Annotated in this window: 21 protein-coding genes; 6 read left to right on the top strand and 15 right to left on the bottom strand. The window is 73.2% G+C overall.

Annotation, left to right across the window (positions count from 1 at the left end; genetic code table 11):
- Positions 1-217: 217 nt before the first annotated feature.
- The 8 genes from BKA00_RS30645 to BKA00_RS30610 are packed head-to-tail and all read right to left on the bottom strand — an operon-like array spanning position 218 to position 9,798.
- Positions 218-1,684 (bottom strand): glycosyltransferase, encoded by a 1,467-nt coding sequence (locus BKA00_RS30645; RefSeq protein ID WP_185030968.1) that lies wholly within the window; start codon positions 1,682-1,684, stop codon positions 218-220.
- A complete protein-coding gene (locus BKA00_RS40685; RefSeq protein ID WP_185030966.1) occupies positions 1,677-2,864 on the bottom strand; it encodes a GNAT family N-acetyltransferase in 1,188 nt (395 codons plus the stop codon). The genes BKA00_RS30645 and BKA00_RS40685 overlap by 8 nt, the downstream gene beginning before the upstream one ends.
- Positions 2,861-3,607, bottom strand: a complete 747-nt coding sequence (locus tag BKA00_RS30635; RefSeq protein WP_185030964.1) for a hypothetical protein — start codon at positions 3,605-3,607, stop codon at positions 2,861-2,863. The genes BKA00_RS40685 and BKA00_RS30635 overlap by 4 nt, the downstream gene beginning before the upstream one ends.
- A complete protein-coding gene (locus BKA00_RS30630; RefSeq protein WP_185030962.1) occupies positions 3,591-4,724 on the bottom strand; it encodes a glycosyltransferase in 1,134 nt (377 codons plus the stop codon). Before BKA00_RS30630 ends, BKA00_RS30635 begins: the two co-directional genes overlap by 17 nt.
- Positions 4,721-5,398, bottom strand: a complete 678-nt coding sequence (locus BKA00_RS30625; RefSeq protein ID WP_185034998.1) for a polysaccharide deacetylase family protein — start codon at positions 5,396-5,398, stop codon at positions 4,721-4,723. The genes BKA00_RS30630 and BKA00_RS30625 overlap by 4 nt, the downstream gene beginning before the upstream one ends.
- Positions 5,370-7,067, bottom strand: coding sequence for a lipid II flippase MurJ (locus tag BKA00_RS30620; RefSeq protein ID WP_230298986.1), 1,698 nt, complete (start codon positions 7,065-7,067; stop codon positions 5,370-5,372). Before BKA00_RS30620 ends, BKA00_RS30625 begins: the two co-directional genes overlap by 29 nt.
- Positions 7,064-8,395 carry an O-antigen ligase family protein gene (locus tag BKA00_RS40680; RefSeq protein ID WP_185030960.1) on the bottom strand — a complete coding sequence of 444 codons (1,332 nt, stop codon included), beginning with the start codon at positions 8,393-8,395 and terminating at the stop codon, positions 7,064-7,066. Before BKA00_RS40680 ends, BKA00_RS30620 begins: the two co-directional genes overlap by 4 nt.
- Positions 8,392-9,798 (bottom strand): sugar transferase, encoded by a 1,407-nt coding sequence (locus tag BKA00_RS30610; RefSeq protein ID WP_185030958.1) that lies wholly within the window; start codon positions 9,796-9,798, stop codon positions 8,392-8,394. The genes BKA00_RS40680 and BKA00_RS30610 overlap by 4 nt, the downstream gene beginning before the upstream one ends.
- A gap of 374 nt (positions 9,799-10,172) precedes the next feature.
- Between BKA00_RS30610 and BKA00_RS30605 the strand changes: the two genes are divergently transcribed.
- Both BKA00_RS30605 and BKA00_RS30600 read left to right on the top strand, forming a co-directional pair.
- A complete protein-coding gene (locus BKA00_RS30605; protein ID WP_185030956.1) occupies positions 10,173-11,384 on the top strand; it encodes a L,D-transpeptidase in 1,212 nt (403 codons plus the stop codon).
- 53 nt (positions 11,385-11,437) lie between these two features.
- Positions 11,438-12,550: a hypothetical protein gene (locus BKA00_RS30600; protein ID WP_185030954.1), complete on the top strand. Its 1,113-nt coding sequence runs from the start codon at positions 11,438-11,440 to the stop codon at positions 12,548-12,550.
- A 294-nt stretch (positions 12,551-12,844) separates the two neighbouring features.
- Here the strand turns inward: BKA00_RS30600 and BKA00_RS30595 are convergent, their stop codons facing one another.
- The gene (locus BKA00_RS30595; RefSeq protein ID WP_185030952.1) at positions 12,845-13,216 is read right to left on the bottom strand and encodes an ATP-binding protein; all 372 of its coding nucleotides are present in this window, start codon (positions 13,214-13,216) and stop codon (positions 12,845-12,847) included.
- A gap of 168 nt (positions 13,217-13,384) precedes the next feature.
- Between BKA00_RS30595 and BKA00_RS30590 the strand changes: the two genes are divergently transcribed.
- Positions 13,385-14,194, top strand: a complete 810-nt coding sequence (locus BKA00_RS30590; protein ID WP_185030950.1) for a helix-turn-helix domain-containing protein — start codon at positions 13,385-13,387, stop codon at positions 14,192-14,194.
- Positions 14,191-14,376, top strand: a complete 186-nt coding sequence (locus tag BKA00_RS30585) for a DUF397 domain-containing protein (RefSeq protein WP_185030949.1) — start codon at positions 14,191-14,193, stop codon at positions 14,374-14,376. Before BKA00_RS30590 ends, BKA00_RS30585 begins: the two co-directional genes overlap by 4 nt.
- A gap of 71 nt (positions 14,377-14,447) precedes the next feature.
- Here BKA00_RS30585 and BKA00_RS30580 read toward each other — a convergent pair whose 3' ends face one another.
- Positions 14,448-14,807, bottom strand: a complete 360-nt coding sequence (locus tag BKA00_RS30580; RefSeq protein ID WP_221493347.1) for a VOC family protein — start codon at positions 14,805-14,807, stop codon at positions 14,448-14,450.
- Between the two features lie 282 nt (positions 14,808-15,089).
- On the bottom strand, positions 15,090-15,428 hold the full coding sequence (locus BKA00_RS30575; RefSeq protein ID WP_185030945.1) for an ArsR/SmtB family transcription factor: 339 nt from the start codon (positions 15,426-15,428) through the stop codon (positions 15,090-15,092).
- 126 nt (positions 15,429-15,554) lie between these two features.
- On the opposite strand from BKA00_RS30575, the gene BKA00_RS30570 reads away from it, so the two are divergent.
- Positions 15,555-17,003, top strand: coding sequence for an MFS transporter (locus BKA00_RS30570; protein WP_185030943.1), 1,449 nt, complete (start codon positions 15,555-15,557; stop codon positions 17,001-17,003).
- A 121-nt stretch (positions 17,004-17,124) separates the two neighbouring features.
- On the top strand, positions 17,125-17,721 hold the full coding sequence (locus tag BKA00_RS30565; protein ID WP_185030941.1) for a hypothetical protein: 597 nt from the start codon (positions 17,125-17,127) through the stop codon (positions 17,719-17,721).
- A gap of 83 nt (positions 17,722-17,804) precedes the next feature.
- Here the strand turns inward: BKA00_RS30565 and BKA00_RS30560 are convergent, their stop codons facing one another.
- The 4 genes from BKA00_RS30560 to BKA00_RS30545 form a co-directional block, all read right to left on the bottom strand.
- Positions 17,805-18,854 carry a CU044_5270 family protein gene (locus BKA00_RS30560; RefSeq protein WP_230298985.1) on the bottom strand — a complete coding sequence of 350 codons (1,050 nt, stop codon included), beginning with the start codon at positions 18,852-18,854 and terminating at the stop codon, positions 17,805-17,807.
- Positions 18,847-19,446 carry an RNA polymerase sigma factor gene (locus BKA00_RS30555; protein WP_185030939.1) on the bottom strand — a complete coding sequence of 200 codons (600 nt, stop codon included), beginning with the start codon at positions 19,444-19,446 and terminating at the stop codon, positions 18,847-18,849. Before BKA00_RS30555 ends, BKA00_RS30560 begins: the two co-directional genes overlap by 8 nt.
- 118 nt (positions 19,447-19,564) lie before the next feature.
- The gene (locus BKA00_RS30550) at positions 19,565-20,200 is read right to left on the bottom strand and encodes a GNAT family N-acetyltransferase (protein WP_185030937.1); all 636 of its coding nucleotides are present in this window, start codon (positions 20,198-20,200) and stop codon (positions 19,565-19,567) included.
- A gap of 83 nt (positions 20,201-20,283) precedes the next feature.
- Positions 20,284-21,645: a serine/threonine-protein kinase gene (locus BKA00_RS30545; protein WP_185030935.1), complete on the bottom strand. Its 1,362-nt coding sequence runs from the start codon at positions 21,643-21,645 to the stop codon at positions 20,284-20,286.
- Positions 21,646-21,771 lie beyond the last annotated feature (126 nt).

Below are 21,771 nucleotides of genomic sequence, written 5' to 3'. Positions count from 1 at the left end.
CGTACGGTCTGCGCGAGCAGGCGGCGTTCGCCACCGCCCACAGCAAGCCCCTCTCCTTTCCCGAATGGGGCCTGTTTCGCAATTCCGACAATCCCGCCTACGTGCGGGGGATGCACGACTGGATCATGTCGCACGACGTCGTCTACCAGTCGATCACGGACTACTGCCCGCACGGGGTCTGGTCGTGCGGCGGCGGCAACCCGCGCTCCTCCGCCGCCTACCGGGAGCTGTTCGGCGGCGTGACCGCTCCGCCGCCGCCGAGCACGGGCCCGTTCACCCCGACACCCGCCGCCTCCGCACCGGCCCCCTCCGCACCGGCCCCCTCCGCACCGGCCGTCCCGGATGCCCCGGCATCGGCGACGGCCGTCCCGGCGCCCTCCGCGCCGGCCCCGCCCACGGCGCCAACGCCGCCCTCGCCCCCGGCGGTCTCCGCCAAGCCGTCGGTCACGCCGCCTTCCAAGCCGTCCAGGCCCCCCAGGCCGCCCGAGCCGGTGACGCCGCCGTGGACGGGTCCGCCCGCCACCGTCCGCGCGTCCACCAGGGCCTCCGCGGGGGTCTCCCCGAACCCGGCGACGTCGCGGGTGACGGCCGCGAGGAGCGCCACCGTCCGGCCGATGTCGTAGGCGGCGGACGCGGCGACCGCCGCGCGCCCCTCCCGCTCGGCGGTCCCGGGGAACAGCAGCCGCCCGGCCATCTCCTCGGCGAGCGCGGCGGGGTCCTCGACGGGCACCAGGGCGCCGAGCCCCGGGCGGACGACCTCGGTGATGCCCGGGATGTCCGTCCCCACGAGGGGGCGTCCGGTGGCGAGCGCCTCCAGCGCGGTCAGCGGCAGCCCCTCCCACCGGGACGGCAGCACGATGAGGTTGGACGCCGAGAGCCAGTCGCGGGGGTCCTCCACGGCCGGGACGAACCGGACCCCGGCCACGCGTTCGCCGCGCAGCCGGTCCAGGTCCTCGCCGTCCCCGACGATGGCGAGCTGGGCGGACGGGCAGCGCGCCGTGACGCCCGGCCAGGCCGCGACCAGCACGTCCTGCCCCTTCTGCCGGGTCAGCCGCCCGATGCACACCGCGAGCGGCACGGCGGCCTCCAGGCCGAGCCGGGTGCGGGCGGCGAGGCGCGCGGCGGCGTCGGCGGGCGTGAACCGGCGCCGGTCGACGCCGTTGCGGACGAGCCGGTACGGCCCCCGCACGCCCGCGCGCATGCCCTCGCGCAGCTCGCCGGTCCCGACGCAGACCAGGGCGTCGCTCCACCGGGCGCCGGCGCGTTCCCACAGGCGGCTGAGGGTGTCCAGCCGCCCGGTGGCGGCGAGCCACGACCAGCCGTGCGGCTGGAAGATCGTGGGCGTGCCGAGCGGGCGGCGCAGCAGCCGTCCGGCCAGGCCCGCCTTCGAGGAGTGCAGGTGGACGACGTCCGGGGCGAAGCCCTTCACCAGGCGGCGGAGGCTGAGCGCCTCCAGCAGCGTGCGGGGGCCGGGGGCGCGCCCGGCGTCCCAGTTCAGCCACGGCACGCCCGCCGCCATGCACCGCTCGGGCAGGTCGCCGCCCGGCGGGCAGGCGACCGCCACCTCCCAGCCGCGCCGGCGCTGGTCGCCCGCCGCCTGCCCGACGTAGACGGCGACCCCGCCCGCGTTCGGCTGGCTGACGTGCAGGACCCGCAGCGGGGTGTCGTCCCGCGGGTCAGTCATGGAGCAGCGGGGACGCGCTCCCGGACGGGCCGTGCAGGTGCGCCCCCGGCCCCCCGCGACGCCGCTCCGACAGGTACGCGCGGGTCCGGGCGAGCCCGGCGTAGGCGGCGGCCGAGGCGGTCCGCCCGAGGATGATCCGCTCGTTCCGGACGGGCGTCGGCCGCCACTTCAGCTTGTACGGCTCGTCGCCGCGCAGCAGGCTGACGCCCTGGCGGTGCCGGTCCCGGGCGAGGGCGAGGTCCTCGCGCAGCATCATCAGCGAGACGTCCACGCGGGACCGCAGGTCCGGAAGCGCCCCGTACAGGTAGGCGCCGACGTGGCGGTGCCCGATCAGGACGAGGTCGCTGGCGACCAGCCGGCCGTCCCACCGGTACTGCAGGACGGCGGCGCGCCCCTCGCGGACCATCCCGGCCGCCGCCTCGGCGAGGTGGCGGCGGAACCGCCCGCGGGTGTGCTCGGGGTTGATCGGGCGGCCCCGCCACTGCCGGACGTGCAGGTCGAGCAGCGCGTGCACGGCGTCCGGCACCCGGTCCGCCGGGACGCTCTCCGCCGTGATGCCGCGCACGTCGATCTTGCGGAGCTTGGCGCGCGTCTTCCCGGCGGTGCGGCGCGGGAGCCGGTCGAGGACGGCGTCGATGCCGCCGGATCCGGCGCTCCCGTCGCCGGCGGGCAGTTCGAGGCACACCGAGGACGGCGTCCGCCACGCCCGGCGAGGCCACTGGGCCGCCACCAGGTGCGCCGCCGAGCCCGGACGGACCTCCCGCAGGTCGAGCGCGCACCATCCGCGCTCGTTCAGCAGGGCCCGCGCGAGGTGCCGGACGGCGCCGTCCGCGTAGGCCGGGTCGATGAGGACGTCGGTGAAGTCGCTCTGGTCGGCGGCGATCGGGACGAGCACCGGGAACCCGTGCCGCGCGCCCGCCGCCAGCGGCGCCGCCGCGACGAGCCGGCCGCGGCACCGGACGGTGGCGAGGCGGAGCCGGCCGCGCGTCCCGTACCAGCCCCACCACGACTTGATCCACTCGTAGGACTGGAAGGGCGTCGCGGCGGGGCTGCGCTCGTAGAGGTCGCGCAGGTCGCCCGCCAGGGCGATGAGGGCCTGATCGTCCCGGTGCACCTCGGCCGACCACTCGGTCGAGGCGCCCGGCGGGGCGGTCGGCAGGGACGGCGCGGTCACGGTCACGAGCCCACCTCCACGCGTCCGGTGGGGACCTGACCGGGAACGGCGGCCGTTCCCGCCGCCGACGGGACGCGGCCCCGCTCCCGGCGGCCGGCCCGCCCGCTCCGTCCGCTGAGGACGGCGGCCGCGAGCCCGGCGAGCAGGACCCCCGACGCGGTGCCGACGGCGACGCCGAGCGGCAGGTTCGGCGACGACGGCGCGGCGGGCGGTTCGGCGAGCGTCATCAGCGCGACGCGGACGCCGGTGTCGGAGCGGTGGGACGTCCCGTAGCGGACGAGCGCGTCGGCGGCGGCGTTGGCGTACGCGGCGGCGTCGCGGGCCGTCCGGCCGCTCCCGGCGAGCTTGATCAGCGGGGTGTCCGGCGAGGTGGACGCCTGGATGTGCGCGCGGCTGGAGCCGCTCTCCCCGTCCGGCAGCGGCAGCGAGGAGTAGGCGAGGGTCTCCGGGAGCGGCGCGAGCCGTCCGAACGCCTGCGCGAAACTGACCGCCGCCGGGCCGGACTGGCCCTTCCCGGCGTCCACGACCAGGACGAACGCCGTCGCGGTGTAGGTGGTGGGCGCGAACACGGCGTAGCCGAGCCCGCCGAGGAACCCGGCGAGCACGAACGTGATGGGCAGGCCGAAGCGCCGCGCCTTCGCGGTGGTCCACTCGCGCAGGCGCCGGGCGGGCGGGCCGAACCTGCCGGCCCGCCGCACCGTTCTCGGCGGTCTCGGCTGCCTCCTCCTGGCGTCACGTCGCTGCATCATGAGCCCTTTCTCGTATCGGTTCGGCCCCGCCGGCGAACGGTTCGGGGCGGTAGAGCCGGGCGAGCTCGGCGGCCCGCTCGGCGACGGCGTAGCGGGCGACGGCCGGCGGCACCCGCGTCCGGTCGCGGGGTCCGCCCAGGACGCGCCCGAGTTCGGCGCTCCAGACCCCGGCGTCGGAGGGCAGGCGGCGCGCGTCCGGGGCGTCGCCCGGCGGGAGGCAGTCGAGGGCGGGGCAGGCGGTGTAGCGGACGGGCAGCCCGGCGGCCAGCCCCTCCAGCACGCCGAGCCCGAACGTCTCCTGGACGGACGGCGCCGCGAGCACGTCCATGGCGGCGAGGACGCCGGCGACGTCCGACGTCGCCCCGGCGAAGACCACGCGACCGGCGGCACCGCGCTCGTGCGCCTGCCGGGCGAGCGCCTCCCGCGCCGGGCCCGCGCCGGCGAGCAGCAGCCGGACGCCGTCCAGCCGCGCGACCGCCTCGACCAGCAGGTCGAACCGCTTGGTCGGGACGAGCCGCCCGACGCCGCCGACGACGGGCTCGTCCGGGCCGATCCCGAGGCGGCGGCGCGTCGCGGCCCGGCGGGCCGGGTCGAACGCGAACGCGGCGGCGTCGACGCCGTTCGGGATCACGACGATGCGGCCGGGGCGCACGCCCCAGGCGCGGAGCCGGGCGGCGACGGCGGGCGACACCGCGACGGTCGCGGACCCGAGCCGCTCGGTCGCCCGGTACAGGGCCCGGACGCCGCGCGTCGTGGCCCGTCCCTCGATGTGCCCTTCGCCGAGCGAGTGCTCGGTGGCGATGACGCGGGGCGCCCCGGCCATGCGCGCGGCGATCCGGCCGTACACGCACGCCCGGTAGAGGTGCGTGTGGACGACGTCGTACCGTCCCCGGCGGATCAGCCGGACCAGCCGGGGCAGCGCCCCGAGGTCCCGGTTGCCGCGCATCCCGATCTCGTGGACGGGCACGCCCGAGCGCCGGATCTCCGCGCCGAGGGCGCCCGCCCGGGTGAGGGTCGCGACCTCGCAGGACACCGGCAGGTGGCGCAGCAGCAGCGCGAGCTGGCGTTCGGCGCCGCCGTGCTCCAGCCCGGTGATGACGTGCAGGACCCGGGTCACACGCGGCTCCTCCTGCGCAGCTCGTGGCGGACGAGCTTGACGCGCAGCCGCAGCGGGCCGTCCCGGTCGCCGACGTAGGTGCGCGGCAGGGCGTGCCGTCCCGGCTCGCCGGGACGGATGTCGCACGCGTAGTCGTATCCGGCGGCGCGCACGGCCTCGACCTCGCGGGCGGTGGCGTGCCCGTACGGGTAGGCGAAGCCGGTGACGGGGCCTTCGACGAGGTCCTCCAGCACGGCGCGGCTCTCCTCCAGCTCCTCGCGCAGCTCGGTGTCGTCCGTCTCGGGGAGCGAGACGTGATGGCGGCCGTGCGAGGCGACCTCCATCCCCACGTCCGCGACGGCGCGGATCTGCTCGGCCGTCATGAGCGGCTTGCGCGGGCCGTCGTCCCACGCGTTGTAGGTGCCGATCCGCCCGGACACGACGAACACCGTCGCGCCGAACCCGTACCGCACCAGCGCCGGGACGGCCCGCGTCGCGAAGTCGGCGTACCCGTCGTCGAAGGTGAGCCCGACCAGGCCGCGGGACCGTCCGGCGGCGTGCGCGTCCAGCAGCTCGCGCATGCCGACGCCGCGCAGGCCGCGCGCCCGCATCCACGCCATCTGCCGCCCGAACCGCGCCGGCGACACCGTCACCAGGTGCGGGTCCTCATCGAAGTGGTCGACCGAGTGGTACATCAGCACCGGCGGCGCGTGCCGGACGCCCTCGGCCGTCCGCCCCGGCAGGAGGGCCGGTTCGGTCAGATGACTCGGTTCTGTCGGCTTGCTCACTGGTGTCCCCCGATTCGGTGCGGCCGCGCCGGTGGCGCCCACCGAGCGGCCGTGAAGCGATCCATGGAGCGACGAGGCCGGGTCCCGCCAGGGCGGCGAGCACGGCGAAGGCGGCGGCGACCGCGAGCCCGCCCGCCGCCAGCCGGACGATCACCGGCGCGTCCACGGCCCCGGCGGCGAGCGCCCCCGCCGCGCAGGCCCCCGCGGCGGCGAGCACGAGCCGCGACACGTCCGCGGCGATCCGGCGCAGCGGGACGGGCGCGACGCCGCGCCGCAGCCCGGCCAGCATCAGGACGGCGGCGAGGGTGATCCCGGCGGCGTTCGCGGCGGCCAGCGCGAGCGTCCCGGCGGACGCGGCGAACGCGCCGCCGATCGCCGCCGTGACGGCCAGGCCCGCGGCGAGCACGGCCGCCGGGCGCCAGGTCGGCCTCCTGCGCGCGAAGAACGCGCGGGCGGCGAGACCGACCGCCATCTGCCCCCACAGGCCGAGCGCGTACACGCGCAGGATGGCCGCGGTGCTCGCGGTGTCGGCGGACGTGAACTCGCCGTGCTCGAACAGCACCCGGATGATGCCCGGCGCGCACGCCACCAGGAACGCGGTCGCGGCCAGCACCATCGCGCTCGCGACGGCGAGGTCCTGCCGGATGCGGCGGGCGACCTGCGCGGTGTCCCCGTCCGCCGACGCGCGGGCGAGCCGCGGGAACGTCACCGTCACGATCAGCAGCGACAGCACCATCGGGACCTGCGCGACCTTCTGCGCGTAGTTCAGGTGCGAGATCGACCCGGCGGCCAGCCCGGCCCCGAGGAACCGCTCCACGAACACCTGCGACTGCCGCGTCACCGTGTAGACGACGATGGGGGCGATGGCCGCCAGACCGAGCCGCACGTCCACGTTCCCGGACGGCTCCGCGCCCTGTTCCCCGGGCGCCTCCCGCAGGCACCGGAGGAACGCCGGGAGCTGCACCGCGACCATCAGGAAGCTGCCGCAGGCCACCCCGACCGCCGCGCTGGTGATGCCGACGGCGCCGGACAGGCCCGCGATGAGCGCGAGGATGCCGACGTTGTAGGCGAGGTAGATGGCGGCGGGCGGCCCGAACCTGTGGTGGGCGCGGAGCGTCGCGCTCATGAAGCCCGCGACGCCGAACGTCACGACGGTCACCGCGGTCAGCCGGACGCACTGGACGGCCGGGCCCTGCTCGGCGAGGCCGGGCGCGAGGACGTCCACCACGGCGGGCGCCGCGACCGCGAGCGCGCCGGTGACGACCGACAGGCATAGCACCATGCGGGGCAGGGCCGCGCCGACGAGGGAACGCAGGCCGTCCCCGCGTGCGAGGAGCCGCGTGACGACGGGGACCATGAGCAGCGCCATGGCGTCCTCGATCAGCAGCGGCGAGACGGTCTCGGGGATCGTCCAGGCGACGAGGAACGCGTCGGTGCTGCCGCTGGCGCCGAACAGGTCCGCCATCACGAGGTCGCGCAGGAACCCGAGCCCCGTGCCCGCCGCGATGAGCACCCCCGACACCATCGCGGCCCGTCCCACGGAACTGCCGGGAAGACGCCCGCTGCGCTCGGTCACCGCGCCCGCCCCGCGGGGGACGCCATGACCGGGGAAGCGCCGGCCGCGCCGAACGCGCGCGCCGCCGTGAGGCCGAGGACGACGCCGACGAGCGCGCACGTCGGCCCGCCCAGGTCCGCGTACAGGAAGTTGATCAGAAGGAAGGCCAGGAGCGCGACGCTCGCCAGCCAGAACGGGTCGCGGGTGTCGCGGCGCCTCCCCAGCCCGGCGGCGATCGCGGCGAGCAGCGCGGCGAACCCGGCGAGGCCCACCACCCCCTGCTCGGACAGGAACAGCAGGTACTCGTTGTGCGGCGACAGGAGCGGCTGCCGCACGTAGCCGTTGACGGGGTCGGCGGTCTCGCTGCCGGACGACAGCTCGATCGTGGCGTACGTGTCCCGGTAGGCCGGGAAGTTCTTCACCCCGACGCCGGTGACCGGGTGGTCCTCCCAGATCCGGACGGCGGCCGCCCACAGGTTGTAGCGGTCGTCCACGGACTGGTCCGGGTCGCTGACCGAACCCACCGTCGACTTCGCGCGCTCGACGACGGCCTGCGACCCGCCGCCCGCGACGCCGAGCAGCACCAGCATCAGCGCGCCGCAGCAGGTCAGCACCTTGACGGCCGTCCACCGGTCGAACAGCACCAGGGTGAGGACGGCGGCGGCGCCGAGCGCGATCCACGTCCCGCGGCTGAGCGCGAGCGCCAGAGCGGCGCCCATGACGGCGATCCCGGCGAGCGCGGACGGGACGGCCGCCGCGCCGTGCCCGGGCGCCGTCAGCGCGAACGCGGTCAGCACGAGGAACGCGAACCCGACGACGACCGACATGGCCATCACGTCGAGCGCGCCGAACGTCCCGACCGCGCGGATGTTCTGGCCGCCCATCGACGCGCCGTTCCCGGTGACCGCCTGCCAGATCCCGTACACCGCCTCCGCGAGGCCGAGGCCGAGCACCGCCCAGCAGACGGTGGCGAGGTCGCGCCGGTCCCGGACGAGCACGACCACGGCGAGCGGCACCAGCACGAAGACCTGGAGGTCGCGGACGAACCCGGCGAGGCTCGTGCCGATGTCGGCCGAGTGCACGGTGCTGATCCCGAGCGCCGCGACCAGCGGCCCGAACGCCGGCAGGGCCCGGCGCGGCAGCCGCGCCCGGCCCGCGGCCAGCATCCCGGCCGCGAACAGCACGAGCACGGCGCTGGCGACGTCCGCGGCCGTGACCTGAAGGCCGGACCCGACCGCGTGCGCGCCGGGCGGGATCCCGGCGCACGCCACGGTCGCCGCGACCAGCAGGCTCGGGCGCCTCGGCAGCGGCCTCGCCAGGAGGGGAGCGGCGAAGGTGTGCGCCGTCACGCGGGGTCCCGGAACAGCATCGCCCGCGCCGTCAGCAGCAGGATCTTCAGGTCAACGGTGAACGACCAGTGGTCGATGTAGTGGTTGTCGAGCCTCGCCCGCAGCTCGATGGAGGTGTCGCCCCGGAATCCGTGGATCTGCGCCCACCCCGTCATCCCGGCCGGGACGCGGTGCCGCGCCGCGTAGCCGGGGCAGGTCCGGGAGAACTGCTCCACGAAGTGCGGCCGCTCCGGGCGCGGGCCGACGAGGCTCATGTCGCCGCGGATGACGTTCCACAGCTGCGGGAGCTCGTCCAGCGACGTGGCGCGCAGGAAGCGGCCGACCCGCCCCATCCGCTCGTCGTCCTTGACGGTCCAGCGGGTGTCGGCCTCCCGCTCGTCCGCGGGCTTCAGCGTCCGGAACTTCAGCAGGACGAACTCGCCGCCGCCGAGCCCGATCCGCCGCTGCCGGAACAGCACGCCGGGGCCGCCCTCGGCCCGGACGGCGACCGCGCACGCCGCGAGCAGCGGCAGCGCGAACACCAGGACCAGGGACGCGACGACGACGTCGAGCACCCGCTTGGCGCGGCGGGCCGCCGGGGCGCGCAGCCCCCACTCGACCCGCGCGCACGGCAGCCCGGCGAGGTACTCGCGCCGTCCCGGCACCACCGGCACGACGTCCGAGGGCGACTGGACGAGCAGCGTCTCGCAGGGCAGCGCGAACGACGTCCGCAGCACCGCGTCCAGCCGGTCGGGCCGCACGTCCTCGGCGACCACGACCAGCGTCTCGATCCCGTGCGCCTCGACGAGCGACGGCAGGTCGGCGGTCTCCCCGAGGACGGGCGCCGCGCCCGGGGTCCCCTCCGGGTCCCCCGCGGACACCTGCCCCGCCACCACGAGCCCGAGGTCGCCGCGCGCGCGCAGCACGTCGAGCACATGGGCGGAGGTCCCGCCCGTCCCGACGACCAGCGCGGACCGGCCCCGGGAGCGGCGGGTCCGGTACGTCCGGGCCATCGCGTTCACGCACGCGCGCGAGCCGAGCTGCACCGTCCCGCACAGGGCCGCCGTCCACAGCCAGGCCGACGCGTCCGCCCGCAGCAGCGCCACGATCCCGCAGACGAGCAGCGTGCGGAGAAGGAGCGGCGGCGCGTCGGTGAGCAGGGACGGCGCGCGGCGCGCCCGGTACAGCCCGCCGGCGCCGTTGAGCGCGACGACCGCCAACCCGGCGATGTCCGGCAGCACGCCCCCTCCGGTGAGTGCCGCGGCGGTGGCCATCGTCCAGCCGTCCAGCACGGCGAGGCCCACCGGGCACAGCCCGGCCAGCATCCGCGCCCCTCGCGGAGCGGCCGGCCGGCCGCCCGCCGAAAGGAGTTCCGGAGGGGCCGCGCCGGAGTCGACGGAGAAACTCAGCCCCTGGGCTCTCATCGCGCGTCCCCTTCACAGACAAGCACCTTGCGGGGGCCGTCGCTGGCGGCCAGTGATCAGCATCGCACCTGGTCAGAGCGCGAATCGCCGCCTTTAACCGGGGCCGCCGCAGTCTTGAATAGAAGATCGACGGGACGGTCCCCGCGGGCCGCGCGCCGGGCCGTGGCCCCAGAAAGATCATGCGAAGTGGCCACCGCATGCGAACCTCTGCGAGACCATGGACGTCTATAGGTGAGTCGGACGCCGAGACCGGCCGTCCCGCCCCCGGCGGGACGGAATAAAGGCCGTTCCGTAACCGATCTTGTTGCCGGTCCCGCATCGCGCGGGAACCGGCGGGCTGTTGAGGGAGAACGGTGCGAGGTAAGGCGTTGGTGATGGCGCTCGTCCTGGGCCTGGCGACCGCGTGCGGTGGAAGCAGCGGCGACGGCGGCGGCGGGACGACCACGAAGGGCGACGACGGCGCCCCCCAGGTGACGATCACTCCGGCGGACGGCAGCGGAAAGGCGCGCCCCGACCAGGGCGTCACCGTGACCGCCGCCGGCGGCAAGTTGGGCGACGTCAAGGTGAAGCTGAAGGGCGCCGACGTCCCCGGCAGCCTCTCCGCCGACAAGACCAAGTGGCGCTCGACGTGGACGCTCCAGCCCGGCGGCAGCTACCAGGTGTCGGCCACGGCGACGTCCGAGAAGGGCAAGTCGACCACCGCGACGAGCGCGTTCCGCACGACCCGCACGACCGCCGCCACCCGCGTCAACAACGTCGTGCCCAGCCAGAACGAGACGGTCGGCACCGGCATGCCGGTCTTCGTCCAGTTCAACAAGGCCGTCCCGGAGAAGGCCAAGCCCGCCATCGAGCGCGCCATCGAGATCTCCTCCACCACCCCCACCGAGGGCGCCTGGCGCTGGCTGAGCGCGGGCGAGTCCTTCAACGGCCTGCCCTCGGTCGTCTTCCGCCCGAAGCACCCGTGGAAGCCGCACCAGACCGTCACCGTCAAGGTCCACTTCGCGGGCCTGAAGATCGGCGACAACGTCTTCGGCGACCGCGACACGGTCCGCACCTTCAAGATCGGTGACTCCCACGTCGTCAACATCAGCGCCACGACGCACCGCGCCGTCGTGAAGAAGAACGGCCGCACCGTCCGCACCTGGGGCGTCAGCCTCGGCAGCGGCGGCGACGTCCAGGGCGACGGCGTCGACCACCTCCTCACCACCAGCGGCGTCCACCTCACCATGGACCACGTCCGCCTGGAGCGCATGCGCCCGCCCGGCAAGAAGAAGGGCGACCCCGGCTGGTACGACGAGAAGGTCCCGTGGGCGACCCGCATCTCCAACAGCGGCGAGTACATCCACCAGAACATGGACGACCCGACCTGCCTCGGCCGGCGCAACTGCAGCCACGGCTGCGTCCGCTCGCCTTCGGGCGACGCGCAGTGGTTCTTCCACTGGTCCTACCGCGGCGACATCGTCAACATCACCGGCACCAAGCGCAGCCTCCAGTGGACCAACGGCTGGGGCTACTGGCAGCTCTCCTTCTCCAAGTGGACCAGCGGCAGCGCCCTCGGCAAGCCCGTCACCACGTCCCACGCCTGAGCCGTCCAGGCCGCTACCCTTCGTGACCGACAGGTCGCGAAGGGAGTGCCCGGGTGGCGGCGAGGATCATCCTTCACATCGGCGTGCAGAAGTCGGGCACGACGTTCCTGCAACAGGTGCTGCAAGCGAACGCCGACGCACTCGTCAAGGCGGGCGTCCGCTACCCCGTCAGCCCCGACTGGGCCCGGGGGAAGCGGACGGTCGCGAACCACGAATGGGCGAGCTACGGCCTGCTGGGCGCGGAGTTCCCCTGGGTGTCGCACGACCGTGCCTCCGAGGAGGCGACCTCCTGGCAGGTCCTGCTGGACGAGGTGAAGCGGACGCCCGGCACGGTCCTCCTATCGGCCGAGGCCCTGTCGGTCATCCGAACACCCGCGATCCACCGCCTTTTCGACGCACTGGGCGCCGACGACATCGAGGTCGTGGTCACGGCCCGCAGCCTGGGCCGGGCTCTGCCCTCCCTCTGGCAACAGCACATCCGCAACGGCCGCACGGTGAGCTTGGAGACCTACCTGACCGGTCTCGCCAATGAGCGGCGGAAGGGCCGGGACCACGTCGAGACGGACCGATCGGCCCACCTGTGGCGGGCGTTCGATCTGGGCGGCCTGGCCCGACGCTGGTCGGACGCGGGAGCCACCCGCGTCAGCATCGTCACCACTCCGGGCAAGCCCCCGCACCTCCTGTGGCAGCGCTTCGCCGAGGCGATCGACCTTCTCGCCCTCGCCGAACCGCCCACCATGCCCACCGACCGAGCCCACACCGGCCTGACGGCCCCGGAGACGCTGGTCCTGTCGTCCATGAACGCGGCCATCCGCCAGGCATCTTGGAGCGGTCGGCACGCCGGCTGGATCCGCCAGGCCGTCACGGCCCGCTTCCAGGCCCGCTCCCAACGAGGCAGCAAGGTCGCCGCCCCACCCGAATGGCGGGACCGCCTGGCGCAGTGGAACGAGGAGGATCTGGCCGCCCTCCGGGACACCCCCGCGCGCATAGTCGGCGATCTCGAAGACCTGCGCTACGACCCGTCCGCCGAGACGACGGCCCCGCCGACCCATGAGGAGATAGCCCAGGCCGGCGCCGAAGCGGCCCTGGCCCTGGCAACGGTGGCCCTCCAGGAAACCCTGATCCAGCGCAACATCCGCCGCCTGCGCCACCGCCTCACCAATTAGCAGGAAACAGCCGCCCCTTCAGAACGGAATCGACCCGCTCCGCCGCAGCCTTGGCGTCCCCGCAAGGGAAGAGGACCTGCCCGCGCTGGACATCCTGGTAGACCCACGCACCGCCAACGGCCCGCGCCCTCACGACCACGCCCACGTCTTCCGCGACCCCACTCGCGTACACCCAGAGCAGCGGCGTGGGGAACTCGCGCCCGTACAGCTTCACGCACCGCCACCCGAGCGCCCCGACCGCAAGCGCCAGCAGATCCAGATACCGGACGGCCCTCTGCCGTTTCCTCCTCCGCCTCAGCACGAGACCCTCGCCCACACCCACTTGCCGGGGACGACCTCGGTCACCCCGCACTCGGACGCCAGCGCCTGCACAAGCGGCAACCCCCACCCGCCCGTCCCGTCGTCGTACCCGTCTTCCAGCGCCCGAGCGTCCGCCCCGAAATCCCCCGGCCCCATCACCGGCCGAGTCACAGGCCTCTCCTCAGACGGATCCCACACCGCCACCAGAACGCTCCGCACCTCCCGCACGCACCTGACCCGAACCTCCCTCTCCGCCGCGACCCGCACCGCATTGGTGACGAGCTCCGCCACGATCAGCAGAACACTCTCCGCCACCCTCTCCAGCCCCCATTCCGAGAGCCGCAACCCGACCACCGTCCGCACCATCCCCGGCACGGTCGGATCAGCAAGGCAAGAAATGTCCACCTCGCCCGCATCCACGGCTTCTAACGCCATTTCCGCCACCTCCCTTCTTTGCATTCCAGAGACAAGCGTGACCGCGCCGGGCTAATTTCGAAAGGTTCGTGAAGCAGATGCAACGACGGAGGAAAGCGAATGAGCCGCGCCGACTCCCTGCGCCCCGACTTCTCGCTCTGGCATCTCATCGCCGTTGAGCTGCGCAGACAGCGCCAGATGCGACGGATCTCCGGAGCCGCCCTGGCCGTCATACTCGACTGCGATCGGTCGACTGTCGCACGCTATGAATCGGGGGACGTCCAACTCCCCACAGGGCGCGCCAGGGTCTTAGATCATGAATGGGGCCTTCAAGGCCTCTTCGAGAATCTGGTCAAACACGCCAAGAACGCCCGCGACCTCGACTGGTGGGAAACATTTAAGGAATACGAGCGCCGAGCGAACCTCATCAAGACCTACGAGCCCTCTCTGATCCCCGGGCTCCTCCAACGCGAGGCCTACGCCCGCGCCATCTTCACGTCCAGCCGCAGGACGGACGTCGACGACGCGGTGACAGAGCGCCTGGCCCGTCAGGAAATCCTCACCCGTCAGTACCCCTGCAAGCTCATGGCCATCCTCGACGCCGCTGCTGTGTTGCGCTCCTTCGGCGACGTGGACGTCATGCGCGACCAACTCGGCCACCTTCTCGAAGTCTCCGAGTGGCCGAACGTCTACCTGCGAGTGACCTCGGACAAGCTGATCGGCTACGGCGGTGTCGGAGGCGGATTCACCGTGATGCAGACTCCCACCGGCGACCTCGGCTTCGCCACCGTCGGCTCCACGGGGCACATCTCTCTTGATCCCATCGATATCCAGGAACAAGCGATACGGTATGACGAGATCGGCATGTCCTCACTATCCATCGAGGCATCCCGTGCCTTCATCGCCAAGACGCTGGACTCGCTCTCATGAACATTCACTGGCGCAAATCCACTCGGTCGGAAGATCACGGTAACTGCGTCGAGCTGGCCGCGCTCCCCCGCGCCATCGGCATCAGAGACAGCAAAGCGCCCGACGCAGGCCACCTCGCCCTCACCCCCCGCGCCTTCGCCGACCTCCTCACCCGCGCCAAGCAGGACACTCTGCCGCGTTGACCCGATGGCCGCCAGGACGCCTGAGGAGTCGACGGCCTCGACGTGGAGACGTTCGACCGCTTCGAGGCGGATCAGGTGTCGGCTTCGATGGCGAAGGTGTTGCCGTCCGGGTCCTGGAACCAGGCGATGCGCCCGCCGCCGGCCCGCGGGGTGATCCCCTTGGCGTCGTGCTCGTACTGGTCGTAGCGGACGAGCTCGACGCCGGACGAGGTGAGCTCGTCCACGATGCGGTCGATGTCGTCGACGTACCATGTCGCCAGCGTCGCCGAGGACTTCCCCCCGGCGACCGACTGGTACACGTTCAGCGCCGGCCCGCCGCCGGAGCCGTAGACGCGGCTGCCACCGGCGATGTGCGCGCTCGGGCCCGAACGCAGCACCGGCAGGCCCAGCTTGCCTTCGTAGAACTCGACCGCCCTTCGGATGTCGGACACGGCGACCGAAGTCCTGAGTTCGTGAGCGCTCAAGGGCATGACTCACTCTTTCACAGGATCATGTCCAGGGATCTTTGACCGTCGGGCCCGACGAAGGAGCCGACCCGCCGGAAGCCGTTCTTCTCGTAGCCGTCGAACGTGCTGAACCTGCGGCTCTCGGTGGACGGCCGGCGAGGAAACCGAGGCCAGGCTCGCAGCGTCCGCCCGGGCCGGCGTCGGCATGCCGGGTGCTCAGATCGTTCGTTGCTGCATGGGTGATGGTCGGCTGTCTGGCGGGTCTCGTCACTCGATGGCGACGTCAGCGGCTGCGTCGGTGGCGGCGCCGGCGAGGATGGCATCCAGAAGGCCCGGGTAGCGAGCGTCCAGGTCGGGGCGGCGCAGCCGGAGCAGGTTCTCGCGACCGGACGGCTCCTGGAAGATGACGCCGCTCTCGCGGAGCACCCGCCAATGGTGGGTCATGGTCGACTTCGCCGGGATGCCCAGGGTGACCAGGACGCTTCCGCAGTTGTGCTCGCCGCCCTCGTCCAGCACCCGGACGGCGGCGAGCCGCACCGGATGGCCGAGCGCCGTCAGGACACCGTCGACACGGATCTGGTGACGCTCGGGATGCCGGTACCTCATGGTTCCACAGTACCTCGACAGTCGAACCGTCACTTGCCGACCGTACGTTGGTACGTCAATATACGTACAGTCGTACCTCGGTGGAGCCTCCACCGTCCATTCCTCATCAGCGAAGGGCGCTCTCGCATGTCCGAAACACCTGGTCCCGCCGCCGGACGGCGGTTGGGCTGGATCCTGGCCCTGCTGGCACTCGCGCAGCTCATCTACTCGCTGGACCTGAACATCGTGTTCGTCGCGCTGCCGGAGATAGGCGCCGACCTCGGTTTCCCCGGGCAGACGCAGCAACTGGTGGTGAGCGCCTACGTCGTCTTCGCCGGAGGCTTCCTGCTGCTCGGCGGCCGGGCCGCCGACCTGCTCGGCCGCCGCCGGGTCTTCGTCCTGGCGCTGGCGGTCTACGCCGTGTCGTCCCTGGCGGGCGGGCTGGCGGCGAGCCCCGAGGTGATCATCGTCGCGCGGGCCGTGCAGGGCGTCGGCGGCGCGCTGCTGCTGCCGTCCACGCTGTCGCTGATCAACACCCTGTTCCCGGAGGGGGCGCGGCGCAACCGGGCGCTGGCCGTGTGGGGCGGCGCGGGGGCGTCCGGGCTGACCATCGGCGCGCTGCTCGGCGGCGTCCTCACCGAGAGCCTCGGCTGGCCCGCGGTCTTTTACGTCAACGTCCCGCTGGCCGGTTTCGCGGCGCTGGCCGCGCTCGCGGTGATCCCGCGCGATCCGGCGCGCGGACGGCGGCGCCGGTTCGACCTGCCCGGGTCGCTGACCGTCACCGGCGGCACCACGCTGCTGGTGTTCGCCCTCGTCGAGGGACCCGAGCTGGGCTGGGCGAGCCCGCTCGTGACGGGTGCGCTCGTGCTGGCCGCCGCGCTGCTGGCGCTGTTCACGGTGATCGAGACCCGCAGCGCCGACCCCCTGATGCCGTTCCGGCTGTTCGGTAACCGCAGTTTGAGCGTCGGGACGACCGTCACCTTCGTCTACATGGCCACGTTCGGCGTCCTGCCCTACTTCCTCACTGTGCTGATGCAGAGCGTGCACGGCTACAGCGCGCTGCAGACCGGGCTGGCGTTCCTCGTCCCCTCGCTCGCCATCGCGACCGGAACCCAGCTCGGCGAGCGGCTCGCGACCCGGATCGGCACCCGGACGACCCTGCTGATCGGGTTCGCGATCGGCGCCGCCGGGACGGCGGGACTGGCCTTCGGGTTCGACGCGGACGCCGGCTACGGGCTGCTGGCGCCCGGCCTGGTGGTCTCGGGCGTCGGGCAGGGCATCGTCTGGACGGCCATGTGGATCGCGGCCGCGGCCGGCTCGGCCCCGCACGAGCAGGGCGTGGCCAACGGCATCGCCTCCACCGCGCTCAACCTCGGCAACGCCATCGGACTGGCGGTCTTCACCGCCCTCGCAGAGATCGGCACCGGCGGCAGGACCGGGCAGGCGCTTCGCGAGGCCACGGCGCACGGCGATTTCCTGGTGGTCCTGCTGACCGCGGCGGGAATGGCCGCCGGCCTGCTCGTCGTCCGCGCCCTGCCTCGCCGGCCGCCCCTGACCGGCGAGGCGGAGCCCGAACCTGCCCGCCTCCCCGTCTGACCCCCGCCGCCGTGCCACGGCAGGCGGTTCCCCGAGCCGCCTGCCGTGGCGTTCCGCGCGGTCGGAGTACCGCCGGTGATGCGGCAAGCTCTTGAGCAGGCCGGAGAAGGGCGGGATCGGGGTGAGCGGTGTCCAGGATGAGCTCGTGGTCCGCCCGGACTTCCGGGCTGGGCTGGTCGTTCTGGTAGTCCTGGCGGTGGCCGGCGCGGTCATCGTCGCCGCGATCCTCATCGGCGACGCCCCGGCCGTGTTCGCCCTGATCGTGGGCGGTCTGTTCACCGGGCTGATCCCCCTGGCGGCCGGGGCCCTGCTCAGCTCCCGGATCACCCTGACGGCTCACGAGATCGTCGTCCAGGGGCTGTTCGGCCGGAAGCGCCGGCCACGCTCGCACGTCGCGGAGGCGGTGCGCGCGAGCATCATCGCGCCCCGCGGAGGGGCGGGCGAGAGCCTGTTCTTGCTCGACGCGCAACGCGCCCTGTTCTTCAGGGTGCAGGGCGGCCTCTACGAACGCGACGATCTCACCCGGTTGGTGGACGCGCTCGGCGTGCCGTGCGGCGGGCCCGACGGACCCGTCAGCGCCAAGAAATTCGCCGAGACGTATCCGGGCCTTGTGTCGTGGGTCGAGCAGCATCCCTACCGCATTGCGTTCGCGGTCGCCGGCGTCGTGTGCGCCGCCGCCACGGCGGTGGCGCTCGTCTCGCTCGCCACGGCGTCCTGACCGGCCGCCGACCTGCCGTTTCGATATACGGCCAAGGAGGAGCGGGCTCCCCGCTCCTCCTGCCAAGGCGCCGCGCCGTGGGATCACTCCACGGCCGGGGGCCGCTCTGCGATGGAGACCTTCAGCTGTGCCGAGTTGGTCAGGACGCTCCCGACCGGAGCTTCGGCCTGCCCGGCGTTGGTGACGACGCTGCGGCGGCCGAGGAACTCGTAGGTCTTCTCGTCGAAGATGTACTCCTCGCGGACACCGCTACCGGCCGGGTCCAGCGTGACGGCGACGCCGGTCCTGCCTGCCGCGTCCACCGCGCGGCCGACGGTGGTGACGCCGTGGATGGCCGCCGCCGCCCGGAACAGCGCGGCCCGCTGCGCGCGGGGCATGTAGGCCTCGGTGAGCATTCCGCCGACGTTCTGCCACGCCGTGGCGTCGGCTCCGGGGCCGGTGCCCAGGCCGGTGTACAGGTGCTCGTACATCTTGGCCGGATCGGTCGGCAGACGGCTCAGGTAGGCGTAGTCGCTCCGCAGGTGCTCGGCACGGTCGTCGAAGTCGGCGGCCTTGGACATCGAGCTGCGTCCCACGTTCTGGCGGGCCACGGCCGGGATGGGCCACCCCGGGTACGGCTTGGGCTCCAGCGTCCTGGACTGCAGGACGCCGTGTGTGGCGTCGCCGTCCACGGGCAGCCAGATCTTCCGTTCCTGCCGGTCCAGGTAGCGTTCGTGGCGACCGCCGGAGTTGCTCTCGACGGTGTCCATGGTCCGCGAGTCGAAGACCAGGAACTGGCCGGGACGGGGGTGCAGCTCCGGGGACTTGGCCGCGTTGTCGGCGGCCCGCTTGAGGACCTGCACCGACGCCACCGGCATCGTGTGAACCACCGGCGGGGAGGCGGGCTCCCCGCCCGCGTTGACCGCGATGGCTCCGGCCGCTGCGGCGGCGACGCCCAGCCCCGCCGCCAGACCGATCCGCAGCCGCATCGCCCGGCGGGGACGGCCGGGAACGCGCTGCCCTGTGGGGCGCCCGGCGTCCGGTGCCGCGTCCCGCATGACGCTCAGCAGCCGGTGCTCCTCGGCCCGCACGTCGGTCAGGTCGAGTTCGGGAACGTCCGAGCGGAACCGCTCGAGCTCGGTCATCTCATTCATGGACGGGCTCCTCACTGACGTAGATCACGGGATCGGTCGCACCGAGGTGCCTGCGGAGCTTCTGCCTGGCCCGGTTGATGCGGGACCGCACCGTCCCGACGCGCACGTCCAGGGCCTGCGCGGCCTCGGCGTAGCTGAGATCACCCCAGGCGACCAGCAGCAGCGCGTCGCGGTGCCCCCTCGGCAGCGCCGCCAGCGCACTCGCCAGCGCCCTGCCGGACGCCCCCGCGCTGATCCGCTCGTCACTGCGTTCGGTGAACGGCTCCATCACCGGGTCGGTGCCCATCCGCTCCAGGACGCGCAGCTGCCGCACCTCCGTCCGCACATGCCGGCCCATCAGATTGGTGGCGATCCCGTACAACCAGGGCCGCGCGTTCGGACGGGACAGGTCGTACCGGTCGCGCTGCCGGAACGCCGCCAGGAACGTCTCGGCCACCACGTCCTCGGCGGCGTCGGCGCCCAGCCGCCGGATCACGTACCGCTTGATGTCCGGGGCGTACCGGCGGAACACCAGGGCGAACGCCTCGGGCTCCTGCCGGGACCGCCTGATGACGGAGGCGTCATCGGCGTCCTCTTCACTCGCAGTGCTCATACACGGCCTCTCGGCTTCGGGTCGTCACACCCGTTGTTGCCGAGCCGCCCCCATCCGGTTCCCACCTCCTCGGGGAACCCGGGGAAGAACTGCCCCTTGTCCTATCGTCCGAGCCGTCTCACGCTTCACCACCGGGTGCGGTGAAGACGGAAGAGGAGCCGAGGTCGAGGATCATGTCGAGAGACGTGCGGCCGTCCGCCCCGGTGAAGGGGCCGACCTGCTGGAAGCCGTTCTTCTCGTAGTAGCGGATGGCGCGGGGGTTGTCGGCCAGGACGCCGCCCCACAGGATGATCCTGTGTTTGCCGAGCCGCCGGGCGACGTCGCAGATGAGGGGGAAGACCAGTGTCGCCAGCCCCTTGCCCTGGTAGTCGTCGGCCAGCGTGGCACCGAACCGGCAGTCGGTCTCCTCGTCCAAGCGGATTCCCGCCTTGCGGTAGCGCTCGACATCGCCTTCCGGCAGGGAGAGGCTGAACTCCAGCAATCCCACGATCCTGGCCGACGCTTCTTCCTCCAGCACCAGGCGAAGCTTGTCGTAGCGCGCGATCGCCGCACATAGCTCCTGCGCGGCCGCCAGGTCGTGGCCGTCGAACGTGCTGAACCGGCGGGACTCGGAGGACAGCCCGGCGAGGAAACCGGCCAACCTCTCGGCGTCGGTTCGGACCAGGGGACGGAAGACGAGAGGCACACCGTCGGACGACTCCAGACGGCTCCGCCAGGCGTCGGGATCCTCAGCAATGCGCGCCAGGCTGACCATGACTCTCCTAGTTCTGCGGTGCCTACGTTGACTTGCGGCGTGTTGCCCTTATGAGGGCGCTGATAAGGGCGACACGCCGCAAGTCAACGCTCTTGCCGTGCGGCGTGGTCAGGTCGTTCTCCGCACCAGCGTCCTGTGGACGGGAGTGCGGCCATGATCAGGGCAGCGGTCGCCAGGATGAAGACGACCACCAGGGGACCCCAACCGTATTCATCTCCCCTGGCGCACATGCGCTGCGCCACCAGGCCGGCGGTTATCGCGATCGTCCAGCGTCCTGCCGCCCGGTGCTGGGACAGCAGCCACGCGCCGCAGGCGAGCACGACCGGCTCCGCAAAGCCCGCCGCCAGATCCACATAGGACAGCACCGCGCCCGGCGAATCGGGGAGGCTCAGGTCGAGGGCGGAGCGGAGGAGCATGATCAGAAGTCCGGGAACGCACAGCAGGGCCAGCGCCATCGCGGTGATCGCGGTTATCGCGCCGCCGGCGCCGGCGGCCTGGACCGCCACCGTGGGGCGGCCCGTCATGTGGGGCTGTGGAGTCCAGGGGTGTCCGCTGCGCTGTTCGGGAGGGACATGCTGCGACCCCATCGGCTCGCCGCGAAACGGCGGGCGGGTGTCGAGGCCGCGCAGGCGATCGGCGACGGTGGCCGCGTCCCTCGGGCGTGCGTCGGGCTGTTTGGCCAGCAGGTTCAGGACCAGGGCGCTCAGGCGGTCGTCTATGTCGGACCGCACGGATCGCGGAGGGACCGGCGTCTTGTTGAGGTGCTGGTAGAGGATGGCGCCGGCGCTCGAGTCGGTGTCCACCCAGGTGGTCCCGGTGAGCAGCTGGTAGAGCACGCAGCCGAAGGCGTACAGGTCGGTGCGCTCGTCGACGGCGTGGCCCTCGATCTGCTCGGGCGCCATGTAGACCGGCGTCCCCGCGGACGACCCGGTGGCGGTGATCCTGGTGGCGTCGGCGAGGCGGGCGATCCCGAAGTCGCAGACCTTCACCTGCCCGGCGTCGGTCAGGAAGAGGTTGGCCGGCTTGATGTCCCGATGGACGACACCGTGCCGGTGGGCCGCGGCCAGGGCGTCGAGGATCTGCACCGCCCAGTCCGTCACCTGCGCGACGGGCGGTCCGCCCGGACTCCCGCGCAGGACCGAGGCCAGGTCGCGCCCCCGCATCAGCTCCATCACCAGGAACAGCAGGCGCAGGCCCCCGTCGGTGTGCTCGTCGACGTCGAACACCGTGGTGATGCCGGGGTGGTTCAGGGTCGCGGCGATCTCCGCCTCCCGCCGGAACCGCGCGACCCCGGCCCCGTCGACGTCCCCGCTCAACGGGAGGATCTTCACCGCCACCGGGCGGCGCAGGCGAAGGTCGACGCCCCGCCACACCTCCCCCATGCCGCCCTTGCCGAGAGGCGCCTCCAGCCGGTACCGCCCGGCCAGCTCCAGACCCTCGCGCATCGGCTCTCCTCAGCTCGGCAAGACGACCCGCATATCATATAGACGTCCGTGTCTTTATATGCTCCGTGCGGTAGGCGAGGGATCGGACTTGCACCCGGCGATCCTGGGCCGGGACCGGCAGCGCCG

The organism is Actinomadura coerulea (assembly GCF_014208105.1).
GTDB classification, from domain to species: domain Bacteria; phylum Actinomycetota; class Actinomycetes; order Streptosporangiales; family Streptosporangiaceae; genus Spirillospora; species Spirillospora coerulea.
The sequence above is the reverse complement of the archived record's forward strand: the minus strand, read 5'-3'. Positions and strand labels throughout refer to the sequence as shown.

Excerpts from the sequence above, each read along its gene's own strand:
- BKA00_RS30605 (WP_185030956.1), top strand. The coding sequence starts at position 10,173 with ATGGCGCTCGTCCTGGGCCTGGCGACCGCGTGCGGTGGAAGCAGCGGC.
- BKA00_RS30555 (WP_185030939.1), bottom strand. The coding sequence starts at position 19,446 with ATGAGCACTGCGAGTGAAGAGGACGCCGATGACGCCTCCGTCATCAGG.
- BKA00_RS30545 (WP_185030935.1), bottom strand. The coding sequence starts at position 21,645 with ATGCGCGAGGGTCTGGAGCTGGCCGGGCGGTACCGGCTGGAGGCGCCT.
- BKA00_RS30560 (WP_230298985.1), bottom strand. The coding sequence starts at position 18,854 with ATGAATGAGATGACCGAGCTCGAGCGGTTCCGCTCGGACGTTCCCGAA.
- BKA00_RS30625 (WP_185034998.1), bottom strand. The coding sequence starts at position 5,398 with ATGTACCACTCGGTCGACCACTTCGATGAGGACCCGCACCTGGTGACG.
- BKA00_RS30610 (WP_185030958.1), bottom strand. The coding sequence starts at position 9,798 with ATGAGAGCCCAGGGGCTGAGTTTCTCCGTCGACTCCGGCGCGGCCCCT.
- BKA00_RS30550 (WP_185030937.1), bottom strand. The coding sequence starts at position 20,200 with ATGGTCAGCCTGGCGCGCATTGCTGAGGATCCCGACGCCTGGCGGAGC.
- BKA00_RS30590 (WP_185030950.1), top strand. The coding sequence starts at position 13,385 with ATGAGCCGCGCCGACTCCCTGCGCCCCGACTTCTCGCTCTGGCATCTC.
- BKA00_RS30635 (WP_185030964.1), bottom strand. The coding sequence starts at position 3,607 with ATGATGCAGCGACGTGACGCCAGGAGGAGGCAGCCGAGACCGCCGAGA.
- BKA00_RS30585 (WP_185030949.1), top strand. The coding sequence starts at position 14,191 with ATGAACATTCACTGGCGCAAATCCACTCGGTCGGAAGATCACGGTAAC.
- BKA00_RS30595 (WP_185030952.1), bottom strand. The coding sequence starts at position 13,216 with ATGGTGCGGACGGTGGTCGGGTTGCGGCTCTCGGAATGGGGGCTGGAG.
- BKA00_RS30570 (WP_185030943.1), top strand. The coding sequence starts at position 15,555 with ATGTCCGAAACACCTGGTCCCGCCGCCGGACGGCGGTTGGGCTGGATC.
- BKA00_RS30575 (WP_185030945.1), bottom strand. The coding sequence starts at position 15,428 with ATGAGGTACCGGCATCCCGAGCGTCACCAGATCCGTGTCGACGGTGTC.
- BKA00_RS30645 (WP_185030968.1), bottom strand. The coding sequence starts at position 1,684 with ATGACTGACCCGCGGGACGACACCCCGCTGCGGGTCCTGCACGTCAGC.